The organism is Streptomyces sp. DI166, from assembly GCF_900091315.1.
GTDB classification, from domain to species: Bacteria; Actinomycetota; Actinomycetes; order Streptomycetales; family Streptomycetaceae; genus Streptomyces; species Streptomyces fuscus.
Window position 1 is genome coordinate 13,258 of the sequence record NZ_FLSP01000012.1, and the last position, 21,019, is coordinate 34,276.

15 protein-coding genes are annotated in these 21,019 nt (G+C 68.6%); 7 read left to right on the forward strand and 8 right to left on the reverse strand.

The window, feature by feature from the left end:
- Window positions 1-14 precede the first annotated feature (14 nt).
- From GA0115233_RS08525 to GA0115233_RS08545, 5 genes are all read right to left on the reverse strand, one after another.
- Entirely contained in the window at window positions 15-1,289 is a 1,275-nt protein-coding gene (locus GA0115233_RS08525) for a lanthionine synthetase C family protein (protein WP_093719512.1), read from the reverse strand.
- Window positions 1,286-4,255, reverse strand: coding sequence for a lantibiotic dehydratase (locus tag GA0115233_RS08530; RefSeq protein WP_093719513.1), 2,970 nt, complete (start codon window positions 4,253-4,255; stop codon window positions 1,286-1,288). The genes GA0115233_RS08525 and GA0115233_RS08530 overlap by 4 nt, the downstream gene beginning before the upstream one ends.
- Window positions 4,256-4,460: 205 nt before the next feature.
- Window positions 4,461-4,640 carry an FxLD family lanthipeptide gene (locus GA0115233_RS08535; RefSeq protein WP_016825826.1) on the reverse strand — a complete coding sequence of 60 codons (180 nt, stop codon included), beginning with the start codon at window positions 4,638-4,640 and terminating at the stop codon, window positions 4,461-4,463.
- Window positions 4,641-4,830: 190 nt separating this feature from the next.
- Window positions 4,831-5,019: a hypothetical protein gene (locus tag GA0115233_RS08540; protein WP_093719514.1), complete on the reverse strand. Its 189-nt coding sequence runs from the start codon at window positions 5,017-5,019 to the stop codon at window positions 4,831-4,833.
- A gap of 227 nt (window positions 5,020-5,246) precedes the next feature.
- Window positions 5,247-5,693, reverse strand: coding sequence for an ATP-binding protein (locus tag GA0115233_RS08545; protein ID WP_093719515.1), 447 nt, complete (start codon window positions 5,691-5,693; stop codon window positions 5,247-5,249).
- Window positions 5,694-5,932: 239 nt separating this feature from the next.
- Between GA0115233_RS08545 and GA0115233_RS08550 the strand changes: the two genes are divergently transcribed.
- Window positions 5,933-7,216 (forward strand): Tat pathway signal sequence domain protein, encoded by a 1,284-nt coding sequence (locus GA0115233_RS08550; protein WP_093719516.1) that lies wholly within the window; start codon window positions 5,933-5,935, stop codon window positions 7,214-7,216.
- On the forward strand, window positions 7,213-7,752 hold the full coding sequence (locus GA0115233_RS08555; protein WP_176711676.1) for a GNAT family N-acetyltransferase: 540 nt from the start codon (window positions 7,213-7,215) through the stop codon (window positions 7,750-7,752). Before GA0115233_RS08550 ends, GA0115233_RS08555 begins: the two co-directional genes overlap by 4 nt.
- 80 nt (window positions 7,753-7,832) lie before the next feature.
- Here the strand turns inward: GA0115233_RS08555 and GA0115233_RS08560 are convergent, their stop codons facing one another.
- On the reverse strand, window positions 7,833-13,481 hold the full coding sequence (locus GA0115233_RS08560; RefSeq protein WP_093719517.1) for a DUF4011 domain-containing protein: 5,649 nt from the start codon (window positions 13,479-13,481) through the stop codon (window positions 7,833-7,835).
- Window positions 13,482-13,896: 415 nt separating this feature from the next.
- Here GA0115233_RS08560 and GA0115233_RS08565 point away from each other — a divergent pair, with 415 nt between their 5' ends.
- The 5 genes from GA0115233_RS08565 (at window position 13,897) to GA0115233_RS08585 (ending at window position 19,283) form a co-directional block, all read left to right on the forward strand.
- Entirely contained in the window at window positions 13,897-14,895 is a 999-nt protein-coding gene (locus GA0115233_RS08565) for a CBASS oligonucleotide cyclase (RefSeq protein ID WP_093719518.1), read from the forward strand.
- 2 nt (window positions 14,896-14,897) lie between these two features.
- A complete protein-coding gene (locus GA0115233_RS08570) occupies window positions 14,898-15,407 on the forward strand; it encodes an HORMA-1 domain-containing protein (RefSeq protein WP_093719519.1) in 510 nt (169 codons plus the stop codon).
- Between the two features lie 30 nt (window positions 15,408-15,437).
- Window positions 15,438-16,358 (forward strand): AAA family ATPase, encoded by a 921-nt coding sequence (locus GA0115233_RS08575; RefSeq protein WP_093719520.1) that lies wholly within the window; start codon window positions 15,438-15,440, stop codon window positions 16,356-16,358.
- Between the two features lie 140 nt (window positions 16,359-16,498).
- Window positions 16,499-17,830, forward strand: a complete 1,332-nt coding sequence (locus GA0115233_RS08580; RefSeq protein ID WP_240800414.1) for an SAVED domain-containing protein — start codon at window positions 16,499-16,501, stop codon at window positions 17,828-17,830.
- 646 nt (window positions 17,831-18,476) lie between these two features.
- Entirely contained in the window at window positions 18,477-19,283 is an 807-nt protein-coding gene (locus GA0115233_RS08585; RefSeq protein ID WP_093719522.1) for an SDR family NAD(P)-dependent oxidoreductase, read from the forward strand.
- 34 nt (window positions 19,284-19,317) lie between these two features.
- Here GA0115233_RS08585 and GA0115233_RS08590 read toward each other — a convergent pair whose 3' ends face one another.
- On the reverse strand, window positions 19,318-20,481 hold the full coding sequence (locus GA0115233_RS08590) for an MAB_1171c family putative transporter (protein WP_255310098.1): 1,164 nt from the start codon (window positions 20,479-20,481) through the stop codon (window positions 19,318-19,320).
- On the reverse strand, window positions 20,465-20,923 hold the full coding sequence (locus GA0115233_RS08595) for a regulator component (RefSeq protein ID WP_255310099.1): 459 nt from the start codon (window positions 20,921-20,923) through the stop codon (window positions 20,465-20,467). Before GA0115233_RS08595 ends, GA0115233_RS08590 begins: the two co-directional genes overlap by 17 nt.
- Window positions 20,924-21,019 lie beyond the last annotated feature (96 nt).

Genomic DNA, 21,019 nt, shown 5'->3' on the forward strand with positions numbered 1-21,019 from the left:
CTTCGGTCGGTGGATCAGGCGATGAGGAGGCATGCGTCCCAGGGGGACCGGGGTGGTGCGGCGGTGCTGGGCGCGAGGAGGGCCAGGGCTATGCCGGCGGCGCCGTCGAGTAGGCCGGGGCCGCTTTCCTCCTCGTGGATGAGCGCCGTGGCCATGAGTTCGGCGTCGGTGCCCGGTGGGATGACCGCAGTCAGGAGGGCCGGGATCGCGGCTCGGAGTTTCTCTGCGGTCGAGGGGTGGGCGTCGTCGGCCGTACGCGCGGCAGAGTGGGCGAGGCCGGCGAAGCCGTGGCAGAGGCCGTTGTCCGTCGTGGCCTTGAGCTGCTCGGGATCGGTGAGGGCTGCCATGAGCGCGTTCTCCGCGTCGATCTGGCGGCTGGTATCGCCGAGGACGAGCGCGGCAAGTTGCTGGGCGCGGGCGAGGCCGGCGGTGCCGTAGCACCAGGAGGGCCGCCGGGGCGCGGACGGGGTGAGATGCCCCCTGCGCAGCTCGTCCTGAGTGACCCAGTATGGCCAGACCGGTCCGCCGTCGGCCTTCTTCTTCCAACGGTCCAGCCAGGTCAGGATGGTGCGCAGCGCGGCGTGGTGTCCATCGGTGATGGAGCCGTTCCGAGCTGCGAGGGCCAAGAGCGCGAGCACGCCGCCTACGCCGTGCGCCATACCCGTGTTGGCGTGTCCGCCAGGGAATCGGGCGTCCGGGCTGCCGGAGGGCCCGGTCTCCGTCCACCAGCCCGGCAGGGTCTCGCCGTGGTGGGTGATCGGTTCGGTGAGGCGCACGCAATAGTCGAGAACGGCGCGCATCGTGGAGCTGCCGGGGTTTCGGCGCAGTAGGTAGGCGCCGTATCCGGTGAGGCCCCGGATGGCGTCGAACTCGGCGAGCTGCGGCAGGCGTCCGGCGTCGATGCGGCGGTGTGCGGCGTCGAGACGGCGTCCGACGTCGACTGCGATCTGTCCGTCCATCGCGTCGAGGGCGCGCTGGTAGGAGCCGGGAAGGTGGTCGGCGGCACAGGTCAGGGCATGGGCGAAGGCGGGCACTCCATAGAACGGGTGGCTGTCCGGGCCGCTGGTGAGCGGCTGTCGGGAGGCGGCGGTGAGCCAGTCGTGGGCGCGGTGCCACGGGCCGAGGCCGTTCGCGGCCAGCTCGATGTGCAGGAGCGCGATTCCGGGCGGCCCGTAGGCGAGGTGCTGCCGGTCCGAGGACAGCATCCAGGAGCCGAGGGGCACGGTGTGGGGGTCGGCGAGCTGAGCAGCGATGGCGTCGACCAGGCCGAGTGCGGGGTGGGCGGTCACGAAGCCCTCCCCCTGGTGCGGGCGGTCCAGGCCAGGGCAGCGGCACGTGCCAGGTAGAGGCACACCTCTTCCTCCGGGAAGTTCACGGCGACGTGGCGCACGAAGTGAACGTGCAGCAGGGAGGTCAGGACATCGTCGACGGCGATGCCCTGGGTGTCCGGGCCGGGCAGGTGCGGTCGGTACGCGGCGAGTGCCGCTTCCCGGTCGGCCCATCCGGACACGATGGCGTCTCCGCCCGGGACGCTACGCAGGGCTGACCAGTCGTCGCTCGGGTCGGCGAGCCGGACGGCCTCGGTGAACTGCGGGCGTGGAACGGGCGCGGGGGCTGTCGGCGGGATGTGGTCGATCAGCCACTTCATTCCGGCCTCGATGGTGCCGAGGAACGCGGAGGTGATGGCGACCGTGTGGGCCGCTACCAGCGTGCGCGGACCGGGACGCTGTGGCTGCCTGAGCTGGGCCAGGATGGCGCGCGAGTCCGCCCGGAACACATTCTCGGCTGCCTCCCATGCGGAGCCGGAGCCCCAGCGGCCCATCTCCCGGTAGGAGGTGGGATAGCGCAGGTCGGCCAGCAGGCCGATGCTTCGTAGCTCGTCGGCCCAGGCGCTCACCGTTCGGGCCGTGTCGGCGAAGGCTTCCGGGTCGGGGAGGGCGATGCGTACGCGAAGGTGCTGGTCCGGGTCGCGGAAGCGGATGAACCACCACGGCGGGTTGCCGAGTTGTTCGAGGAGGCCGGGCAAGTGCCGGGAGAGCAAGACGTCTTGGCGTCGAGAATCGCCGTACAGAGCGGCCAGGAGAACAGAGGAAGCGCCGGGCGTCTGCGTCTGGGCCGCAGACAGGGCAAGGGCCCGGCTGGGGGCGGGCAGTGGTGGCCACGTCGGCGGTCGGGTCGCCTTGAGCGGAACTACGACCTCGTGGGCTCGCCCGCCGCACCAGCCGTACGCCTCTGGTTCCGGGGCCTCGACGAGCACGGCCAGGCACGAACGGTCGAGGTGTCTGCGCAGGAGCGCACGGTGACCGGCCTCGCCGAGGTCGAGGAAGAGGCGTCGGTCGTCCTCGACGAGATGGACACGGCGCGGCAGCCTCCGCCGGGCACGCCAGTCGCTGAGCGCAGCGTCCCACTCGGCCCGAGGGCGGGCATGGCCGGGCAGTTCGGACGCTTCCAGCCGCCAGCGTGCCGGGGCGAGCACAGTGCGGCCGTACCGCAGACGTGGAAGGAACGGCATCGCCGTTGCGGCGCCCCAGTCGAAGACGGTGACCTGCGCGCACTGGGCGCGGGACAGTTCGGTGAGGAACCGCACCAGTGGTGGGGTGTGGGTGTAGAGGTTCAGCGCGTGCATCCCAACGGCCTCCACGCGGTGGCCTCGCTCGGGGACTGCGAGGTACATGCGGCGGCCGTCGCATCCCACGGCCAAGTCCTCTGGGGTGAGGACGGTGTCCTGCGGGGCGCGGTGCTCCTGAAGGCTGATCGCAGTGGGCAGGACCTGTGGGGAGCGGGTGACGTGGGCGCTCTCGGAGAGCAGGGGTGGGAAAGAGAGCTGCGCGGGCATGGTGTTGCCGTCTGCGGCCGGGAGGTCGGCAAGCTCGGCGGCCAGGGCCTCCCGGTCGGCGGGGGCCAGCACGCTGAGGAACCGGCCCGTGGAGACGCCGACACCACGGGACACGCTCACCATCTCCAGCCGGAACCGCCCGCGCTGCAACTCCTCCAGGCCGGCCGCGTGCACCCGCACCCCGATCTCCAAGTGCGGCGGCAGCCGAGCCTCGTCGGGACCCACGTCCAGGGCCTCAATCTGTTCGTCCGTGAGGATCACTTCGTCACGGCCGTCGAGGGCGGCGGCCTGAGCCAGTCGTACGAGGGCGTCATCCCGAGCGGAGACGCGGGGCCGCCTGCGTGCGCCGGCCGGAGCGCCTGGGTAGCCGTCGGGATAGCCGGTGCCGCTGTCCGCCACGGCCTCCATGAGCGGCACCATCGTGCCGATGCCGTACCGCTCGTAGAAGCGCTGGTGGTACTCCTTCCAGGCGGCGGTCCCGTACGGGCAGATGCTCAAGCGGGTCAGGACGAGAGCGGCGCGCTCGATCTCTCGGGCGACCGCTTCCGGCAGAACGAGCCGCGCATCCAGGCGGAGGTCGAGCGCGACGGGGTGGCGACGCAGGCCCGGGACGAGGTCTCGCATCCGCGCCGCGACGCTGTCCCGGCCGCCGTGCGTGGCGCACTCCTCCAGGCCCGCCCGGATGGCGTGGAGTTCGCGTACGGTCTTGGCGACCGGGGCGAGGCTGCCGGCGTCGACGGCGTCGAGTTGGCCCACCAGATACCCGAGGGCATCGGTCTCGGTGCTCGGAGCGTGCAGGCCCGTGATTAGCACCCGTCGCCGGATCAGCTCCGCCAGCAGTTGACGCGCCTTCTCGGGACCGGCCTCGGGGAACTCCGCCTGGAGCTTGTCCACGAGGGTGCCGAACCGAATCGGCGCCCAGGTCGCGGCCAGGACCGCGCGCACCGGTCCAGTCAGGGCCAAAGACGCTTCGACCGCGCGAGTCCGGTCGTCCTTAACGTCGGGCTGGAACGGCACGATGAGCCGGTCTCCCCGGTACGTCACGGTGTTGTTGATGACGATGGGCAGCCGTTCGAGGAGGTCCGGGCATGACTCCAGCCGTTCGACCAGGGCCGCCAGCCAGTCTGCTCCTGCGCGGCCGACGGCCACGTGCTCCTCGCCCCAGTCGGCCCGCGCCTGGGGGCCGAACGCCGCGGTGGCCACGCCAGCGAACAGGCCGAAGGGTGTCGCCCGGTGCTGGGCTCGCAGCAGGTAGCGGGCCACGGACAGCGCCGCGCGCTGCACATCCCGGAGGGCTGGGTACTCGGCCGTGCACAGGGCCCCTACCTGCGCGGCCAGGATCGGGCTGGAGTACCGGAGGGCCTCGGCGACATCCCTGTCCGCCCAGGCAGCGCGTAGCCATGCCGCACGGGCAGACACACCACTGGGCGAGCGGTCATCGAGGTCAGGGCATGGAGGGAACGGCAGCGAGGGCCGGGCCACGGCGCGCACGAGAGCGGCGGAACCGGTGCGGAACGCTGCAGGCGAAGCAACCACCAAGTACCTCCGTAGGTGAGGGGGCGGGGGTCTGGTGCCGCCGCGCGGAGACGCGGCGGCACCAGACCGGGGTGACCTGGGGTCCAGGTCAAGCGACGTTGGTGGTGCAGGCGCCGCAGGTGGACCCGCAGTTGTCGTCGGTCAGGTTGACCAAGCCCGCCGGGTCGGCGATCTCGACCAGGGAGACGTCCAGGTCGAAACCGTCCGACGCCCCCGGGATCTGCGGGCGTACTTCGGTGCGGCTGGGAACTACGGTGCTGCGCGTCATGCTTCAACTCCTTGTAATCGTTGTGGTGTTACTGGGCTGGAGCGCCCACCAGGTGCCGTCACGGGAGCGTTGCCAGACGGCTGCTCCCAGGACGGCTCCTGGCCGCCCAGCACGAGGGGACGTACTCCGCGTAGGAAAGTCCTTGCGAAGTGCCTGCCTCACGCCGGGAAGTCGTGTGCCGTGAGTCCGATCAAGCGGACGTCGGCCGCCGCTCCATGAAGTAGGCGAGCGCCTGGGCCTGGAGGCGATCGAGGCACGGCTCGCACGCGTAGAAGGGTGCGTGCTGCCCGTCCCACTGCACCGGTCCGAGCCAGATCACCAGAACTCCGGTACGCCCGCAGCCGAGCCAGCAATCACCGGTGATCCACGGCCACTCCATGGAAGGACGTCCCCTTTCTCAGCTGGTGGGGATGGTCGATCTGGCGGCCTGGCAGTTGGGAGCGCAGACCCAAAGCTGGAACGGCAGGCCCCGGTGGCGTATCTCGCCCAGCCGTCGCCCACTCGCTCCCAGCCGGCGGGCGCAGAGGGCGCAGTCCATGGCCATCTGCTGGCGGGGCCGGAGTCGGGCGAGATCCGGAACGGGCGAGGGTGCCGTGGCCGGGATACTCACTCACCACCCCCGGTGCGGAGTTCCGCCCAGACCTCTTTGCCCCAGGGGCGTCTGCCCGAGCCATGCAGGTCGTAGCCCCAGCGGTCGGCGACAGCATCGACGAGGAGCAGCCCACGCCCCGACTCGTCGTCGTCACCCGCCTGGCCGAGTATGGGCAGACGCGTCGGTTCCCGGTCCACGACCCCAACACGCACTCGTGTCGCGCTCGGCCGCCAGACCGTGAGGCGGATCTCGGGACACGGAGTGTGCCGGGCGGCGTTCGCGATCAGCTCCGTGACGATCAGCGCGGCACGGTCGGCGAGGCCGTCGATGTGCCACACACCGAGGACGGCTCGGACGAGGTCACGGCCGATCTCGGCCGTGGACGGCTCGCACGGGAAGGTCTGGCTGTACGTGGGGTGGCCGACGGATGGGACCTCAACTGGTGTTTTCAGACTCGTCATTGGGTGGAGCCTTCGTGTCGTCTCGGCGCCCGGCCCGCCCCCGCGGGGGTACCTCTGGGGCGGGCCGGGCCGTCAACAGCCGCTCGCGAGGTGGGGCATGCGAGCGACCAGCACCAAGACAACTCCCTTTCCCAGCAGGTTGGTTAGGGCGTTCAGGTGGTCAGCCGACGGACCGACCTAGGGCGTTTTGACTCCCCCTTTACCTGGCGGGCGGGGATCGTGCGGGCTACCGTGCCCGCATGGACACCACCCGCAACACCGTTCTTGAGGCGTGGATGACCGAACACGGCTACAGCTCCAACAGCCTCGCCGAGGCCGTGAACAGGGCCATTGAACGGTTGACCGGGCGCCCTGGAGGACTCGACGGCTCATCGGTCCGGGCATGGAAAGCGGGCCGGGTCACGTGGCCAAAGTCCGCTGCCCGCAAGGCACTTGAGGACGTCACCGGACTACCCGCCGTCGCTTTAGGGTTCGTGCCACGGGGCCGGCCGTCGTCCACCCCGGCCCCACCACAGCAGGAGGACCCCGACATGAAGCGCCGTACTCTCGTCGGCGGCATCGCGGCGGCGGCCGCAGCAGCAGCCGCACCGGGCACCGCATCGCCGCGCCGTATCGGCATGAGCGACGTCAACCGCCTGAACAAGCGCTTCGCCGAGATCATCGCCAGTGACCACCGCCACGGCGGACAACTCGGCATCGAACAGCGGGCAGCCGCTCTCGCCGACGAGGCGCTCAATCTCCAGAACGCGGGCAGCGCCACCCAGCGGGTACGAAGCAACCTCTACGCCTCAGCAGCCGCCTTCCGCTCCTCCGCGATGTGGGCCGCCATCGACGGTCGGCGCTACGACGTCGCCAAGGCGCACATGCGCGAGGCCCAGGCCCTCGCCGAGATGTCCGGCGACCAGGCGATCAAGTTCCGCATCTGGAGCCACGCGGGAACCATGTACCGCCACATGGGCCGACCCGCCGACGCACTCGCCGCCAACGACGTCGCCCGCAACCTGCACCTCACACGCCGAGACCCCCTGTTCGCCTCCCTCGGCCTGGCCCGCCAGGGCGCCATCCACGGCACGGCACAGGACCGCACGGGCACCCGCCGTGCCTTCGAGCAGGCTCAGGACGCCATGCTGCGCGCCAATCCCGCCGACTACCGGCCGGTGTGGATGCTCGCCTTCTACGACCAAGCCGAGTTGGACTCCCTGGCCCTCTCCGCGCACTTGGCGCTCGGCGACTACTCGACCGCCGAGTACCACGCCCACCGCTGCCTGTCCGCCCTCAGGCCCCACATGGTCCGTTCCCGCGCCATCACCACGACCCGGCTCGCCCACGCCCAGCTCGCCCAGGGCGCACCCGACGCCGCCACGGCCACTGCGATGAAGGTCCCCGCCGAAGCCGCCACCCAGCACGCCCGGGTCACGCGCATGCTGCAGGAGTTCGGGGCCGCACTGCGCGCCACCGCGCCGGGCAGCTCCACCGTCCAGACCTGGACCGAGCACACCGCCACCTGGAGGATGGCCGCATGACCACGGCGCCCGCCATCGAACTGCGCACCTTCACCACCCTCGACACAGCCCGCGGCGACCTCCTCGACGTGTACGCCGACGTGCGCGCCCCGCTCCTCCACCTGCCGAACTATGCGGTCACCGCGTTCGGCGAGCGCCTGGACCGGCACGGCAGCGAGCCGGGGTTCACGGCCGTCCTCGCATACGCGGACGGTCATCCGGTCGGCTACGCCTACGGCAACACCATCGAGCACGGCGACCGGTACTGGCAGCGCACGAGCCCAACGCCTGCGGAGAAGTACACCGAGCGCCCAGCCGTGGCCCTGAAGGAGATCGGCGTCCGGCCGACCTGGCGAAAGACCGGCACCGCCCGCCGCATCCACGACGCCCTCCTCGCCATCCGCGACGAGCCGTACGTGACGCTCATGGTCAACCCTGCCGCCGGGGACGGAAAGGTCCACGCGCTCTACGAGTCGTGGGGATACGAGGACATCGGCCAGAGCCAGCCGTCACCGGCCTCGCCGATACTCACAGTCATGATCCGAGCCAGCCACTGACCGGCCCCACATCTCCATCCGACCGCGAGGCCAGATCGCTCCTCTGCGTTTAGCTCTGGCCGATGACGGCACGGTTCCGTTCAGTCGCGGACATGCCGAATGTGAGCGGTGTGGCGCTTCCCTGAGCCGTCCTCGTATTCCACCTGACCGGTCCCGCGCCACAGCAGGGCAACGGCGAGTGGCGTGAACGGGCTGAGCGTCTGGCCGTCCTCCGTGACCGGGCTCTGAGAAGTGATCTCGTATTCCTCGACATCCGTAGAGCCGTCGAAGCTCAGGCCGACCATGCGACCTGGGGCGACCGTCACTCCCCCGGTTGTGCGAGGAATCACAGAGGTTGCCCCGAGGAAGCTCTCCAGGAAGGTGGCGCGCTCCTCCAGCTGTTCACGTCGCTTTTCCCATTTGCGCCGGTTGTCGGCGCGCACTCGGTAATCGGTGGCGGTATCAAGGGGCTCCGGTTGCCGCAAGTACTCGTGTATCTGGGACAGCTCGTTCTCGACACGCTCCCGGGACGCCTTGGCCAACGCCGTCACCGGGTAGGTGACGGCAGAAGGGGTTTCCCGATGCCGCGGAGTCGGCACTGTTCTGCGCTGCCCCGCTCTCGGAGTAGAGGCCGGGGCAGTCCGGGTTCCAGCACCGTGACCCGCAGGCGATCGTTGGGCAGGTCCGCTACGTGCGAGGGCTCGTGACGACGCTTCCGGTTCCGTCGTGTCACCCTCGGTCACGCCGGTTGCACCGGGCCTCGTACCAACGGGGAGGGCCACCGCACGTTCGACGGCGGCGCGAAGCCGGGCTTCTGCACCAGACCGATCGCGGTACCAGTCGGTGCCCCAGATCCGGTGCAGCTCCCAGCCAAGACCCCGCAGCACTCCTTCGCGTAGCCGGTCACGGTCACGGGCTGCCTTCGAGGAGTGGTACATGGCGCCATCGCACTCCACCCCCAGCGCGTACAACCCCGGCCGGTGCGGATGCCGGACGCCCAGGTCGATGCGGTAGCCGGCCACGCCAACCTGAGGCTGTACGTCGTAGCCCCAGCCTCGCAACACCGCCAGTACGGATACCTCAAACGGGCTCTCTGGCTGGGCGTCCGGGTCCGCTGCTTCATTGGAGAGGACAGACGGACCCCTCTGGGCGTACTGCAGGTAGCGGTGGAGGTGCCGAAAGCTCTTGCCGGTGTTACCCACTGGCACCTCATCGGGGTCGAACGAGGCCACGACTTCCACGCGGTGGCGTGCGCGGGTGACGGCGACGTTCAGACGGCGCCAGCCATCCGCCTTGTTCATGGGACCGAAGTTCCTCGAAATCTTGCCGTGGGCGTCAGGGCCGTACCCGACGGACAGGATCATGACGTCCCGTTCGTCGCCCTGCACGCTCTCCAGATTCTTGACGAAGAACCCGTTCAGTCGGTCCTCGGAGAAACACTCGTCGAGGTCGGGCCGATCCCGGCGTGCCGCGTCCACCGCGTCCTGGATCGCGACAGCCTGTGACTGAGACAGGGCCACCACACCCAGCGATCTGCCTTTGCGCGTACTGAAGTGGTGGATCACCCGGCGGGCCACCTCCGCGGCCTCACCGGGGTTGTTCTGAGCAGCCGTCCCGGAACGGTAAACGCCTTCCCTGGCACGATAGAAGGCGACGCCGACATCCGGCCCCTCGGCGTGAGCCCCCGGGAAGGTGGTCATCGACTCGTCGTAGAACTCCCGGTTGCTGAAGGCAATCAGGTCCTCATGACGGCTGCGATAGTGCCAGCGCAGCGACAAACTGGGCAGCAGCCCGCTCGCCTTGCACAGGTCCAGCACGGAATCGAACTTCTCGGGTAGCTCCTCGTCCTGGGTGTCTTCCTCATCGTCACCGGTGGAGGAGAAGAATGCGGTGGGCGGGAGCTGTTTTTGGTCACCCGCCACGACCAGCGCCCGACCACGGTAGACACAGTTGATGGCGTCCTGCGGCAGCACCTGCGACGCCTCATCGAAGATGACCACATCGAACACGAGGTCGGGCGGCAGGAACCGGCTGACGGTGAGCGGACTCATCATGAAGCACGGCTTGATCAGCCGCACCGTCTCCCGGGCTGACTCCAGCAGCTCTCGTACCGGCTTGTGCCGGGTCTTCTTCTCGCCCTCTCGTCTGAGCAATGCCGCACCCGAAGCGTCCGAGGTACGCGAGCGGCGGGCGTCACAGGTCTGAATGACACGCGCACGGGCTTGGTCGGCAAGTTTCGCGTCCAGTTCGCGGAACCCCGCCACCAGGTCGTCGCGGTCCGCGGATCGGGTGGTTCCCAGCCGTGGGTCACCGGACAGCTGGAAATCCGCCCATGCTCGGAGGGCCGCACGTTCGACCAGCGCCGGGAAATCGGCCGGAGCAACCCCTCGGCGCACCGCCCGGTCCACCAGATCGCCCAGGTTCAGGTCGTCGAGGGCCCTACGGCCTCTGTCGTAGGCACGCCACTCGTCAGGGCCGCCCCGATCACCGTCCAGGACCGCGAGCACCTTCAAGGCCGCTTCCTGGCCACGGGAGAACGCTTCACGGAGCTGCTCCGCACGTTCCGGCCGGAACAGGTCCACCAATGCCTCTGTGGCCCGCGTCCATGTGCCTGCGGCAGCCTCCAACTCGGTGTCGACTTCAGCGTGATAGAGGATCTCGGCGGCGGAGGCACTCAGCGACGCGGTGCTCTGAAGCCCGCACGCCTCACGGAGAGTGTTGATCCAACCGAGAGCGGCAGTCAGGTCGGACACACTCGTGCTCCGGCCCGTGTAGAGGTCCCCGAGCAGTTCCCGGTCGCCGTCCGCCCTGGACTCGAACTCCATCGCGGCAGCACGCGCTGCCTGTACGGCATGCACGCTGGCGCGTGCTGCGGAGAGAGTCCAGGTGCCCGGTGCCCCGACTGTTCCTCCGCTCGCGACGGCGGTCTCCTCCACGGTCCGTATCAGTTGCTCGGCCGCCCGCAGAGGTGCAACGTGCGCGCGGCTCCATTGCGCAGCGGCTCTGAGGCTTCCCGGTTCCAATTCGTACGACGGCCCGGGCGCTGGTGGAAGCACCAGGGAATCCCGCCACTCGGTCAGCCGGGCGGCTGCCCGTTCCGCGGTGCTACTCGCGGCCGGATGCGAGGCCCCTCCGGAAGCCGCCTCGCGCGCCAGTGCGTCCGGGTTCAGCACCCGGGGAACAAGCCTGAGGATGTCGTCGGCCAGCGCGATCCGGGAGTCCACGCCATCGAAGTCGGTTTCCTCGCCCCGCCAGTGCGTACCGAGGGCAGACGCGTGGCGGTCGGCCTCGGTATTCAGCGTCCGTGCCGCCTGCTGCCAAGCCACCGCGGCCGGAAGCGCGGCCACAACCGCCTTAGTGCATTTACCGCCGTCGGGGAGAAGCGACCTGACCAGCCGCCGGTCGGCCCGGCACGCTGCGGACAGCCTCCCGGTGATGGACCGGTGCACGGTGGCAAACCGGTGCGTGACTTCTTCAAGGGAATCTTCCTGCAGCACCCGGTCCGTGAAGACCTCTTCGGCCTTCCTCCGAGTCTCGCGCAACCGCCTCACCGCTTCACGCAGGACCTGCGCGGCAGTCCTGGCGTCAGCTGCTCCCTCACGGGTGAGCCATGCGGGCAGCGGTTTCGCGTCGTCGGGGCGTCCTGCAAGAACCGCGAGGTGACCCAAACGCAGGGCGTCATCGCAGGACTCGGGGGCGGGCAGGCCGTACATCGCGGCAACGGCCGCCAGCGACTGGACCGCCTCGTCGAGTGCCGCGGCGTCTGCCTCAAGACGGTCGCCGAGCTCACGCACGCCGTCAGCAGTCAGCGCACTGATGTCGATGGCCGGAGGCCGCACAGTCGACAGAGCGATCTCCTCCGCACTCGGCGTGGGATCCGCCTCGGCCGGCAACCGCTCCCATGCCGCGCCGAGTGTCTGTCGCGCCGACCGTTCGGCTTCGATGACCTCGTCCAGACGGCGTCGGAAGTCCGTCACCGCTGTGGTCAGACCGTGGTGATCGGCGGTCAGCCAGGGGTGCGGCAGTGTCGGCCGTGCGCCCGCGAGGTGCAGCAGCGCGGTCAGCCTGGCGGTGTCACGAACTCCCTGCCAATCGAGTTCACCAAGGAGAGCCGTGTGAGGCAGCAGCCTCGTATCAAGGTCGCTAAGGGCTTCGGTGGCACGATCGAGCGTCTGCAGCGGGTTACCGACGTCCGTTAGCCCGTACCAGGAGAATGCCGTGCCTTCCAAGGCCGGGCGCCACGATCTGCTGACCTGTCGGGCTGCCACCCTCGCCTGGTCGAGTCCCTCGGCCGTGAGCGCCTCCGCGTCGAAGGCCCGGTCCGCGGGCAATGGATGAGAGCTGTCCAGCAGCGAGATCCTGCCGAGGACTTCGTGCAGGCTCATACCGAGTCCGGGCCGGGTCTCGTTCATCGCCGCTGCGTACCCGGAGAGTTCCTGGCGCAGTTGGCGAGCTCGCTGGAGGTCCGCCCGGGCACCGCCCGACGAAGTGCGTCGAGGAGCCGGCTGCAACGCCCGGCCGAGCTCCTGTGCCACCTGCTTCCGGCCCGTGCTGTTGCTGTGCAACGCCAAGACGTAGTCATCGAGACCGACATTGCTCAGACGGTTGCGGACCACGTCCAGGGCAGCCGCCTTCTCGCTGACGAACAGCACAGTACGGCCCTGTTCCAGCAGGCCCGCGATCATGTTGGTGATCGTCTGGCTCTTGCCGGTGCCAGGCGGCCCGTCCATTACGAAACTGCGGCCCTCGATGGCAGCAGCAATGCACTGCCGCTGTGAAGAGTCCGCGTCGAGGACAAGCGGTGCCTTTTCGGGCGGCTGGATCTCGTCGATGCGATCGGTGTCAGCCGGTTCGAAGGCGAAGGTCCTCGGCGAGAGGCCAGAGTCCGCGCCGAGGCCAATTGCGCGCACAAGCGCGCTGGCCTGCACCCGGTCTGCATTGTCGAGGAGGTCCCGATACATGACCTCCTTGCTTGAGTTGAACGTGTCCAGCACTATCCGGTTGGTGACTTTCCAGCCACGCATGCCCCCCACCGCACGCCGGACCTGCGCGATGAGGGCTGGAATGTCACGCTGTTCCACCTGCTCGACACGTGGCCAGTCAACGCCCAACTCGCCCATTTTGATGGCGAGGGCGGGGTTGAGGGTCGGCTCCTCATCTGCATTGGCCTTCAGTACGTACGAGTCCCCGCGTCGCCGTTCCAGTACGACCGGCACCATCACCAAGGGCGAACTGAAGCTTTTCTCGGCAGATGGGGCCGGCGTCCAGTCGAGAAAACCCACGCCGAGATGAAGCACCCACAAGCCGTAGTCGTTGTACTTCTCCCGCGCGACCAGGGCCAGGCGACGCAAATGCCGGTCCTGTTCAGCCTGAGTGGCCTTGGACGTGGTGATCTTCACAGTGGGGCGGTTGCTGCCGACTCCTGCCCGGGATGCAGGAGTGTCGATCGACCTGGCGCCAGCGGCGGAACTGGCCGGTACCACTTTGGCAAGCGGCACCGACCCGCCTGACGCATTGTTCTCGTCATCGGATGGCTCGTCGCGCACAGCAGCGAAGGCACAGCCGCGGGAGAGCCCTTCCAGCACGCTGGACAGCCCGGGCTCGACCAAATCCATGCCCGCGGACGAGGAGCGGCGCTGGTAGTTGAGCAGCCGGTTACGGAAGCTCAGGTCGATAAGTGAGTCCCGCCATGAGGCGAGCAGCCTCTCCAGACGAGCGCGGTCCGTAGGCAGCCAGCCTTGGCGGGTCATACAGCGCAGCTCCCTCACTGATGAAGAGGCCGTGAAGGCAGTGGACGAAATGGGTGAAGCATAGCGGCGCACTGCAACGGCGTCTGGAGGGACGACGTCAGACGAATCTCTGCAGTTGGGGCATATGCGGATGAAGAAGCAACTTTCCAGCCAGCATGAGTGAGGCAGCTCTTCCGCACAACACCACCCCTTCCGGAGCCGGAGAGTTGGCGCCAGCCCCAACACAGCAGACCCGCCACCCCCTTGCCACAGCGCGTAGAACGGTCCGCTGACACCACCGACAGGGATGGAGTCGGCCCGGATTGGAAGGCGGCGTGCCGCCCCTGCTGTCAACTTCAGACGGGATTGTCAGTGGCAGGTGGTATGCCTGGTGCTACGGCCGAGTTGGCCCGTTTGAGCGAAAGGTGAGCGGAACATGGCAGGAGAGCCCTACGTCGACCACGACGTCCTCAAAGCCTTCGCACAGGGCAAAGTAAACGTGCCGAAGGAGGAGGCGAAGGAGCGCCGACGCCAGGTGAACTACCTGCGGGAGCGGTTGGAGGACTACATCGCCGACCACCCGGACTTCGACCTGGTCAAGCTGCGCGCCTCTGGGAGTGTCGCCAAGCACACGGCAATCCGGAGACGCAAAGGAGAGGGTTCTGATGCAGATGTAGCCGCCTACCTGCGCGTAGCCGACCCGGAGGTCGATGTCGCTACCGTGCTGGACTGGCTGCGAAAGCGCTGCATCGAGGTGTACGGCAAGACCAAGGTCGCAGAGGACTTCGTCCCGTCGGACCACGCTGTGGGGATCACCATGCGGGGCACCGGCTTGAAGATCGATGTCGTACCGGTGCTCTACACCGGAGAGCCGGACGACAGGGGCTACCTCGTGACCAGCCAGGGCATCAAGGTGCTCACGTCTGTCACCCTGCACCTGCAGTTCATCAAGAAGAGGAAGGACGCCGCAGGCGATGCCTACCGAGAGCTGATCCGTCTGCTGAAGGCGTGGATCCGCGAGAGCAAGAGCGTCGACCCCGACCTGCGCTGCAAGTCCTTTCTGATCGAGCTTCTGGTCGCACACCTGTGGGAGACCGGTTGGAACGGCGAGCCGCTCCAGGTCAAGGACTACCCACGGGCGTTCGAGCAGGTGCTCTCCTACATCGTTCGTACGGGGCTGCGGGAGCCGATCGTGTTCACCGACTACTACAAGGCGAACGAGGTCTCGTCCTCCAACGCATCCATCCAGGTCTGGGATCCGGTCAACCCCGAGAACAACGTCGCTTCCACCTACACCGAACTGGACCGCCAGCGACTGGTGAAGCACGCCAAGACAACGCTCGACACCATCTCGTGGGCCGCTCACGCGACCACGAAGGGCGACGCGATCGACGCCTGGCGCGAGTTGTTCGGCCCTGCCTTCCCGGGAGCGTAGTCATGACCGGCTCTTACACCAGATCCACCTCGTTCACGATCACCGATGCCCGATACGTAGGAGGGAAGATCGGCGCGGACCTGCGCATCCTCCACAACTACTTCGGCAAGCCTCCCCTCAGTAGCATCGACGACTACGTCGAGGAGGTGGCCCTTCTCTTGCGGGACGGGTATCTCGACACCGTCGATTACGGTTTTCGCGATGTCGGCGGCAACGCCTGGAAGCTGCGCCTCCGTTATAGGGCCACTCTCGGTGGTCAGCTCACTGACGGGAGGCCGGGCAACCTCCCGGACTCGACCGATCTCGCGGACTGCAGCTTCTACAGCTACCTGACCTACAGCTCCGCCTTCCTGAACCTGACCAGCAGCGAAAAGGCCGACGTCAAGAAGGCCCTGCCAGTCAACCGCACCACCGCCGACGCCCCGAGTGCGCTCGCAGGTACCAGCACGACCGGGCACGGCTACGCCCGCAACGGCGCCGGTGTCGCCCGCGACGTCTACGTCGCCATCTAGCCCAGAGCCACCAGCAGGAGGAACAACAGCGTGACCAGCCAGGACGACCTGTTCCACCCCGTCATCGAACTGCCCGAGGCCACTCGACGCGCCCGCTACGACCGCCTCGTGGGTCTCGACGACATGAAGCTGCGCCTGCGCAAGGAGGCTGCCCTGCTCGCAGACCCTCGCCGCCTCCAGGCTTGGGCCGCCAACCATCACGGACGCGATGTCGCCGCGCTCAACCTGTTCACCGATCGCGCGCCGCTGTTCGTCTTCGCCGGCGACGTCGGTTCCGGAAAGTCGGCCCTGGCCGAGTCATTCGGCTGTGACCTCTCCGATTACCTCAACCTGCCCGTCTACTTGTACCGGCTCAAGCTCGCCACCCGGGGCAGCGGCCTGGTCGGCGAGATGACGTCCCTCATCGGCGACGCCTTCACGCACATGCACGATGCGGGCCGACGCGCGACCGGCGCTCACGGTGTGCGCTCCGTGCAGATCCTTGTCGTCGACGAGGCCGACGCCCTTGTTCAATCCCGCGCGGCCCAGCAAATGCACCACGAGGACCGCGCCGGCGTCGACGCCTTCCTGGCTGGCATCGACGGCCTCGCTGGCGCCCAGGTCCCGGTCATCGTCGTGCTGTGCACCAATCGCGTCGGCGCACTTGACCCCGCCCTCATGCGCCGCGCTGCGGCGACCTTCACATTCACCCGCCCCGACGACTACCAGCGCCACGCGGTTCTCACCCAGGCGCTCCAAGGGCTCGACATCGGCTCCGGCACCATCAACAAACTTGTCGAGCTGACCGGCCCCAGCATCGACCGGCCCGGGTATACGTACTCCGACCTCACCCAGCGCCTGGTCCCTGCCGCCGTCTTCCACGCCTTTCCCGACCGCCCGGTGTGCGACGACGACCTCCTCGCCCTCGCCGAGGAACTCCAGCCCACTCCTGTCTTCACCGAGGAACGCTGATGGAACCCCTCCCAGCCCCCGGCCCAACCAGTGTCCGAACTACCGGCGATTACTACCAGTGGCTCGCCGTCTGGGAAGCCTGCTTGCTCCTCCTGCGCGAGAACGCCGCCCGCTCCCCCAACCCGGTCCGATCAGTAGGCGTGGAACTCGACAACGTCGGCAACCTCGACGATGTCGTCCTTCTCCGCGACACTCCGCCGAGCACCTACAAACAGGTCAAGTACGCGGTCGACAGTTCGACGCCTGTCAACGAGGAGTACCTGACCAAGCCCAGCAAGGACGGCGGTGCCTCGGTCCTCAGGAAGATCGCCAAGGCATGGCGGCAGTTGACCGCGGACGGCAACAGCGCGGAGCTGGTGCTTGTCAGCAACCGCGCTCCCGACCCGGGTGACGAGCTGGTAGCCATGCGCGATGCCCGCACCGGGTTCCTCATGCCCAAGGCAGCAGCGGGAAGCGCCGCCTCGAAGCTCGGCCGGGCCCGCAGCCGCTGGGCTCAGGCATCCGGTCTGGCCGAGGCCGAACTCCACGAGCTCCTGTCCGTGTTGCGCTTCGACCTGGCCCAGGACATGGTCCGTTACCAGGAGCACCTGCGCCTGCTGATGGCTCTCACCGGTCTACGTCACGACGAACAGGCGCTGAAGAACGGCACTGGCTGGGTTGCCGAGATGGTCCGCGACGGCCGACGCGAACTCACCCTGGAAATGGTTCAGTCCGCCGTCGACACACTCAGTTTGAAGGCCGGCCCCGCCCGGGCCCTTCTGTCGATCGCGACGCTCAAGCCCGATCCGATGGCAGCAGACGCCGACCATGCCCTCGACTGGGTTGACCGCTTCGACGGCGACTCTGCCTTCACCAAACGCCGCCCCGCGCTGCCGAATACCTGGAGCCAGCTCCAGGCGGACATCGAGGCCGCCCCTGGGCGCCTTCCCGCGGGCACCAACGCCGTCTCGGTCACCGGCAGCATCCGCTTGGCCCCGGCTTTCCTGGTCGGCGCCACCTTTCGCATGGTGACCGGCACCGACCTCGCTGCCGTACAACGCGGCCAGCTCTGGTCCACCACCGACTCGTACGACACCGCCCTGGTCCCCGAAACCTCAGAACACCGGCTCGACCAAGGCGACGAACTCGCCGTCGGCATCGCAGTCGCGACCGATCTGACCGATGACGTCTTGGAGTACCTGCGCGGGCAAAACCTGCCCGTCTCCAAGCTGGTGGTATATGCCCCGCCTGGTGGTGTGGCGAAGGACGGCTCAGTTCCCGACAGCTCTGCCGCCAACGCCCTGGCCGTTGGGATCCGTGACCACCTCCGCCGCGTAGCCCGGCCTGCTCGGCGCATGCATCTCTTCCTCGCCTGCCCGATGGGACTCGCCGTTCTCCTCGGCAACCGTTGGAACCGCCTGTGCGAGACCGTGATCTACGAAGACATCAAGATCGACGAGGGCTACGAGCCCGCCTTCACCATTCAAGCCTGAGGGCCCGGTCGTGAGCTGCAACCATGCCCTTCAGACGGAGGGTTTCATGCGTGCGCGATGCGTGAGCGGACCGTCCAGCACGGGCCGTCATAAGCAGGATCGAGCACTCAGCGGCCGTGACGCTGACCAGGAGAAACAGCGCCAGATAGCAGCGTCGAGCACCCCCCGGCAAGGATCCAATCCCACTCCTAAAGCGGGTGTCGCAGGTTCGAATCCTGAGCGAGCACACTGCCGGGGGCACTCTTCTGCGGCGTGCGTCATTGCAGGTCAGCGCGTCGCAGTATGGATAGCTGGTGTTTCTGGGGTGCCTGTGGGTGATAGCCCCGGAGGGGGCGCTTCTGCCTCGCGTTCGCGAGGGAGTCCAGCGGAGGGTTCGGAGCCGCGAGCAGCGAGCAGCCCCGGCTCCGCCTCGCCGGATGTTGGCGGCCGGGGCATCCGGCGGAGCCGTTCGGTGGCCTTGCGCAGGTGCCTGTTGCAGCCGGGCCGGTCGTCGGTCCGCAACATGGGCTGGGGTGGCCAGGGAGTCCAACTCTGGCTTCATGTCGCGGTGTTGGGCTGCCGTTCCTTGTGCGCGCAGTCGATCCCCTGGAGTCGATCATCTAGGCTCGGGGGTGCCTTTTGATCCCGGAGGAGGGCGCTGAACAGAGTGACGGACAAGCGAGTTGTCATCGTGACCGGTGGAGGTTCGGGGATCGGGGAGGCGACGGCTCGGCTGCTGAGTGAGGGCTGCCACCACGTGGTCGTCTCGGGGCGGCGGAGCGAGCCCCTGCGACGCCTCGAAGCCGAGATCGGGGTACTGGCCCATCCGTCCGACGTGGGGGACCCCGAGGCGGCCGACGGTCTTGTCCGGGCAGCCCTGGCCGCCCATGGACGACTCGACGGGCTGGTGCTCAACGCGGGCATCGGGCGCGGCGGAGCCGTGGGCGACCTGTCGTTGGAGGACTGGGACGAGGTGATGCGTACCAACCTCACCGGACCGCTGATGCTTCTGCGCGCGGCGCTGCCGCACCTGCTGGAGTCGCGCGGGGCCGTGGTCGGCGTCGCTTCGGTGTCCGCGCTGCGCAACGGCACGAGCAACGCCCCGTACGCGACGTCCAAGGCGGCCCTGCTCCAGCTCTGCCGCTCCGTCGCCGTCGACTACGGGCGTCAGGGAGTGCGGGCCAACATCGTGTGCCCCGGCTGGGTACGCACCGAGATGGCCGACCGGCGCATGACGCGTTTTGCGGCGGAAGCCGGCCTTCAGGGTGGTGTGGATGCCGCCTACGACGCGGCGACCGGGCTCCTGCCCATGGGTCGGCCGGGCGAAGCGCGTGAAGTCGCCGAGGCGATCGGCTGGTTGCTGTCCCCGGCGGCGTCGTACGTCAACGGCTCGGTCCTCACCGTCGACGGCGGCGCGACTGCCCTTGATCCGGGGACCCTCGGGTTTGATTTCCGGATCACTCGACGCGGCTAGGGCCTGTTGCCCCAGGGCACGCGTAGACGTCGGTTCAGGGGCGTGGGGCCGGTGAGGGGCGGGCGTGGGCGGGGAGCGGGTCCGTCCTTGTGGGCCACATCCGGGCGATCCCCAGCAGTGTCGCCGGGCTGCCATGGACCACGCCGGGCAGCGGGCAGGGGTCGGCGGGCGGCTCGCCGGCCAGTTTGGCGCGCCGGGCCTGGTCCAGTACGCCGGCGAGTGCGGCCGACGCGAGCCGGTTCTCCGGCACGCCTGCCTGCCGGGCGTGCCGGTGTGCCTTCTCGTAGGCGTCCGGCCGGACCCATCGCTGCAGGTCCAGGAGTGCGTCGTAGGTCTCGATGGTCTGCCGGTGTGCCTGGAGCGCCAGCGGGGAACGCGGCCGCAGTACCTCCCGCAGCCTGGTGCGCTGCGGTCTGGCGAGGGCCACCTGGGGCACCGCCGTCATCAGATCGCGCCACAGCGGCCACAACAGCCAGGTCGTCCGCAGGGCGTTCGCCGACCGGACGAGGGCGGTCGCGGTGGGGACCAGCAGCGATGCCGCCCGGAGGAAACCGTGGACCCCGATGATCACCGACAGGTAGGGCAGCAGGCGCGGTGTGCTGCCGTAGAGGTGCCAGAGATAACCGAACCAGAAAACGGCGCCGAGGACGCTTCCCACCGCGAACAGCCGCAGCGACGCCACGAGATCACGGTCTTCGGTACGCGTGCTGTACCGCCAGCAGACCACGGACGCGACGGCGTCACCGACGAGGTGGGCGCCGATGAGGATAAGCCAGTAGGCGGATGCGGGGTCGGCAGGCCCTTGTACGGACGCCGTCCCCGCGCGCGGTTCGAGCTGCAGCATGTCCAGGACGAGCAGCGCGACCAGGACGGCAGGCAGCCCCACCGTCACGGACAGCCACAGGCGGCACGTCCGGGTGGGGTCGACCATGAAGAGCAGGACCACTCCGGCGCTGAGGACACCGATCAGATTGCGGGCCAGGGAAATCGTATGGACTTCGGCGCCGGCGTCGGTGAGCCGTTCGACGACCCCGGGCTGAAAGAGGGTGATGGCGAGGGTCGCGGCCAGGACCGTGAGCCACAGTCCCCGCTGGTGGGGGTGGAGCAGCGCGGGCCGGGCCCGCCAGAGCAGGGCGAACCACAGGGTGAGGACGCTCCAGAGTCCGACCAGGGCCGCCAGTTCACGCACCGACATCATCGGCCGTCACTCCCAGGAACGCGCCGAGTCGGCCCAGCCGGCCGCCCGCCCCGCCGGTCGTCCCCGCGCTCTGAATCAGGCTGGCGATCATCTCGGCCTCCTGTTCCTCGGCGGTCGTGTAATTGGTCCGGGCCATCAGCCGCTTGACCAGATGCGGCTGCAGACCGTTGAGGAGCCCGGCGATCGGCTCGTCGCCCTCGGCCGTGACGCCACGGTGGTGGTCGCACAGCACGTGGCCGATCTCGTGGAGGATGATGTGCTCCCGGTGCAAGGGCGCGGTCCGGGCCTCGTAGAAGACGTAGTCCGCGTCGTCCGTACCCAGCCAGAGGCCGCAGGCACCGGCAATCGCCGCCTGCTCCGGCAGTTCTCTCAGAATGAGCGGGCGGCCTCTGAGTGCCTCCACCCGCTCGCAGACCGCGCCGAAGGACAGCGACCGACGCACTCCGAGATCGCGCAGAATCCCCGTACATCGCCGCTGTAACTCGGCATACTCGCCCGTTCGCCGCACGCGCTGTGTCACTCTCACTGGTCGTTCCCG

What these genes read in the sequence shown, in the direction of transcription:
- GA0115233_RS08535 (WP_016825826.1), bottom strand. Translation starts at nt 4,640, where the DNA reads ATGACGCGCAGCACCGTAGTTCCCAGCCGCACCGAAGTACGCCCGCAG.
- GA0115233_RS08540 (WP_093719514.1), bottom strand. Translation starts at nt 5,019, where the DNA reads ATGGAGTGGCCGTGGATCACCGGTGATTGCTGGCTCGGCTGCGGGCGT.
- GA0115233_RS08545 (WP_093719515.1), bottom strand. Translation starts at nt 5,693, where the DNA reads ATGACGAGTCTGAAAACACCAGTTGAGGTCCCATCCGTCGGCCACCCC.
- GA0115233_RS08550 (WP_093719516.1), top strand. Translation starts at nt 5,933, where the DNA reads ATGGACACCACCCGCAACACCGTTCTTGAGGCGTGGATGACCGAACAC.
- GA0115233_RS08555 (WP_176711676.1), top strand. Translation starts at nt 7,213, where the DNA reads ATGACCACGGCGCCCGCCATCGAACTGCGCACCTTCACCACCCTCGAC.
- GA0115233_RS08560 (WP_093719517.1), bottom strand. Translation starts at nt 13,481, where the DNA reads ATGACCCGCCAAGGCTGGCTGCCTACGGACCGCGCTCGTCTGGAGAGG.
- GA0115233_RS08565 (WP_093719518.1), top strand. Translation starts at nt 13,897, where the DNA reads ATGGCAGGAGAGCCCTACGTCGACCACGACGTCCTCAAAGCCTTCGCA.
- GA0115233_RS08570 (WP_093719519.1), top strand. Translation starts at nt 14,898, where the DNA reads ATGACCGGCTCTTACACCAGATCCACCTCGTTCACGATCACCGATGCC.
- GA0115233_RS08590 (WP_255310098.1), bottom strand. Translation starts at nt 20,481, where the DNA reads ATGATGTCGGTGCGTGAACTGGCGGCCCTGGTCGGACTCTGGAGCGTC.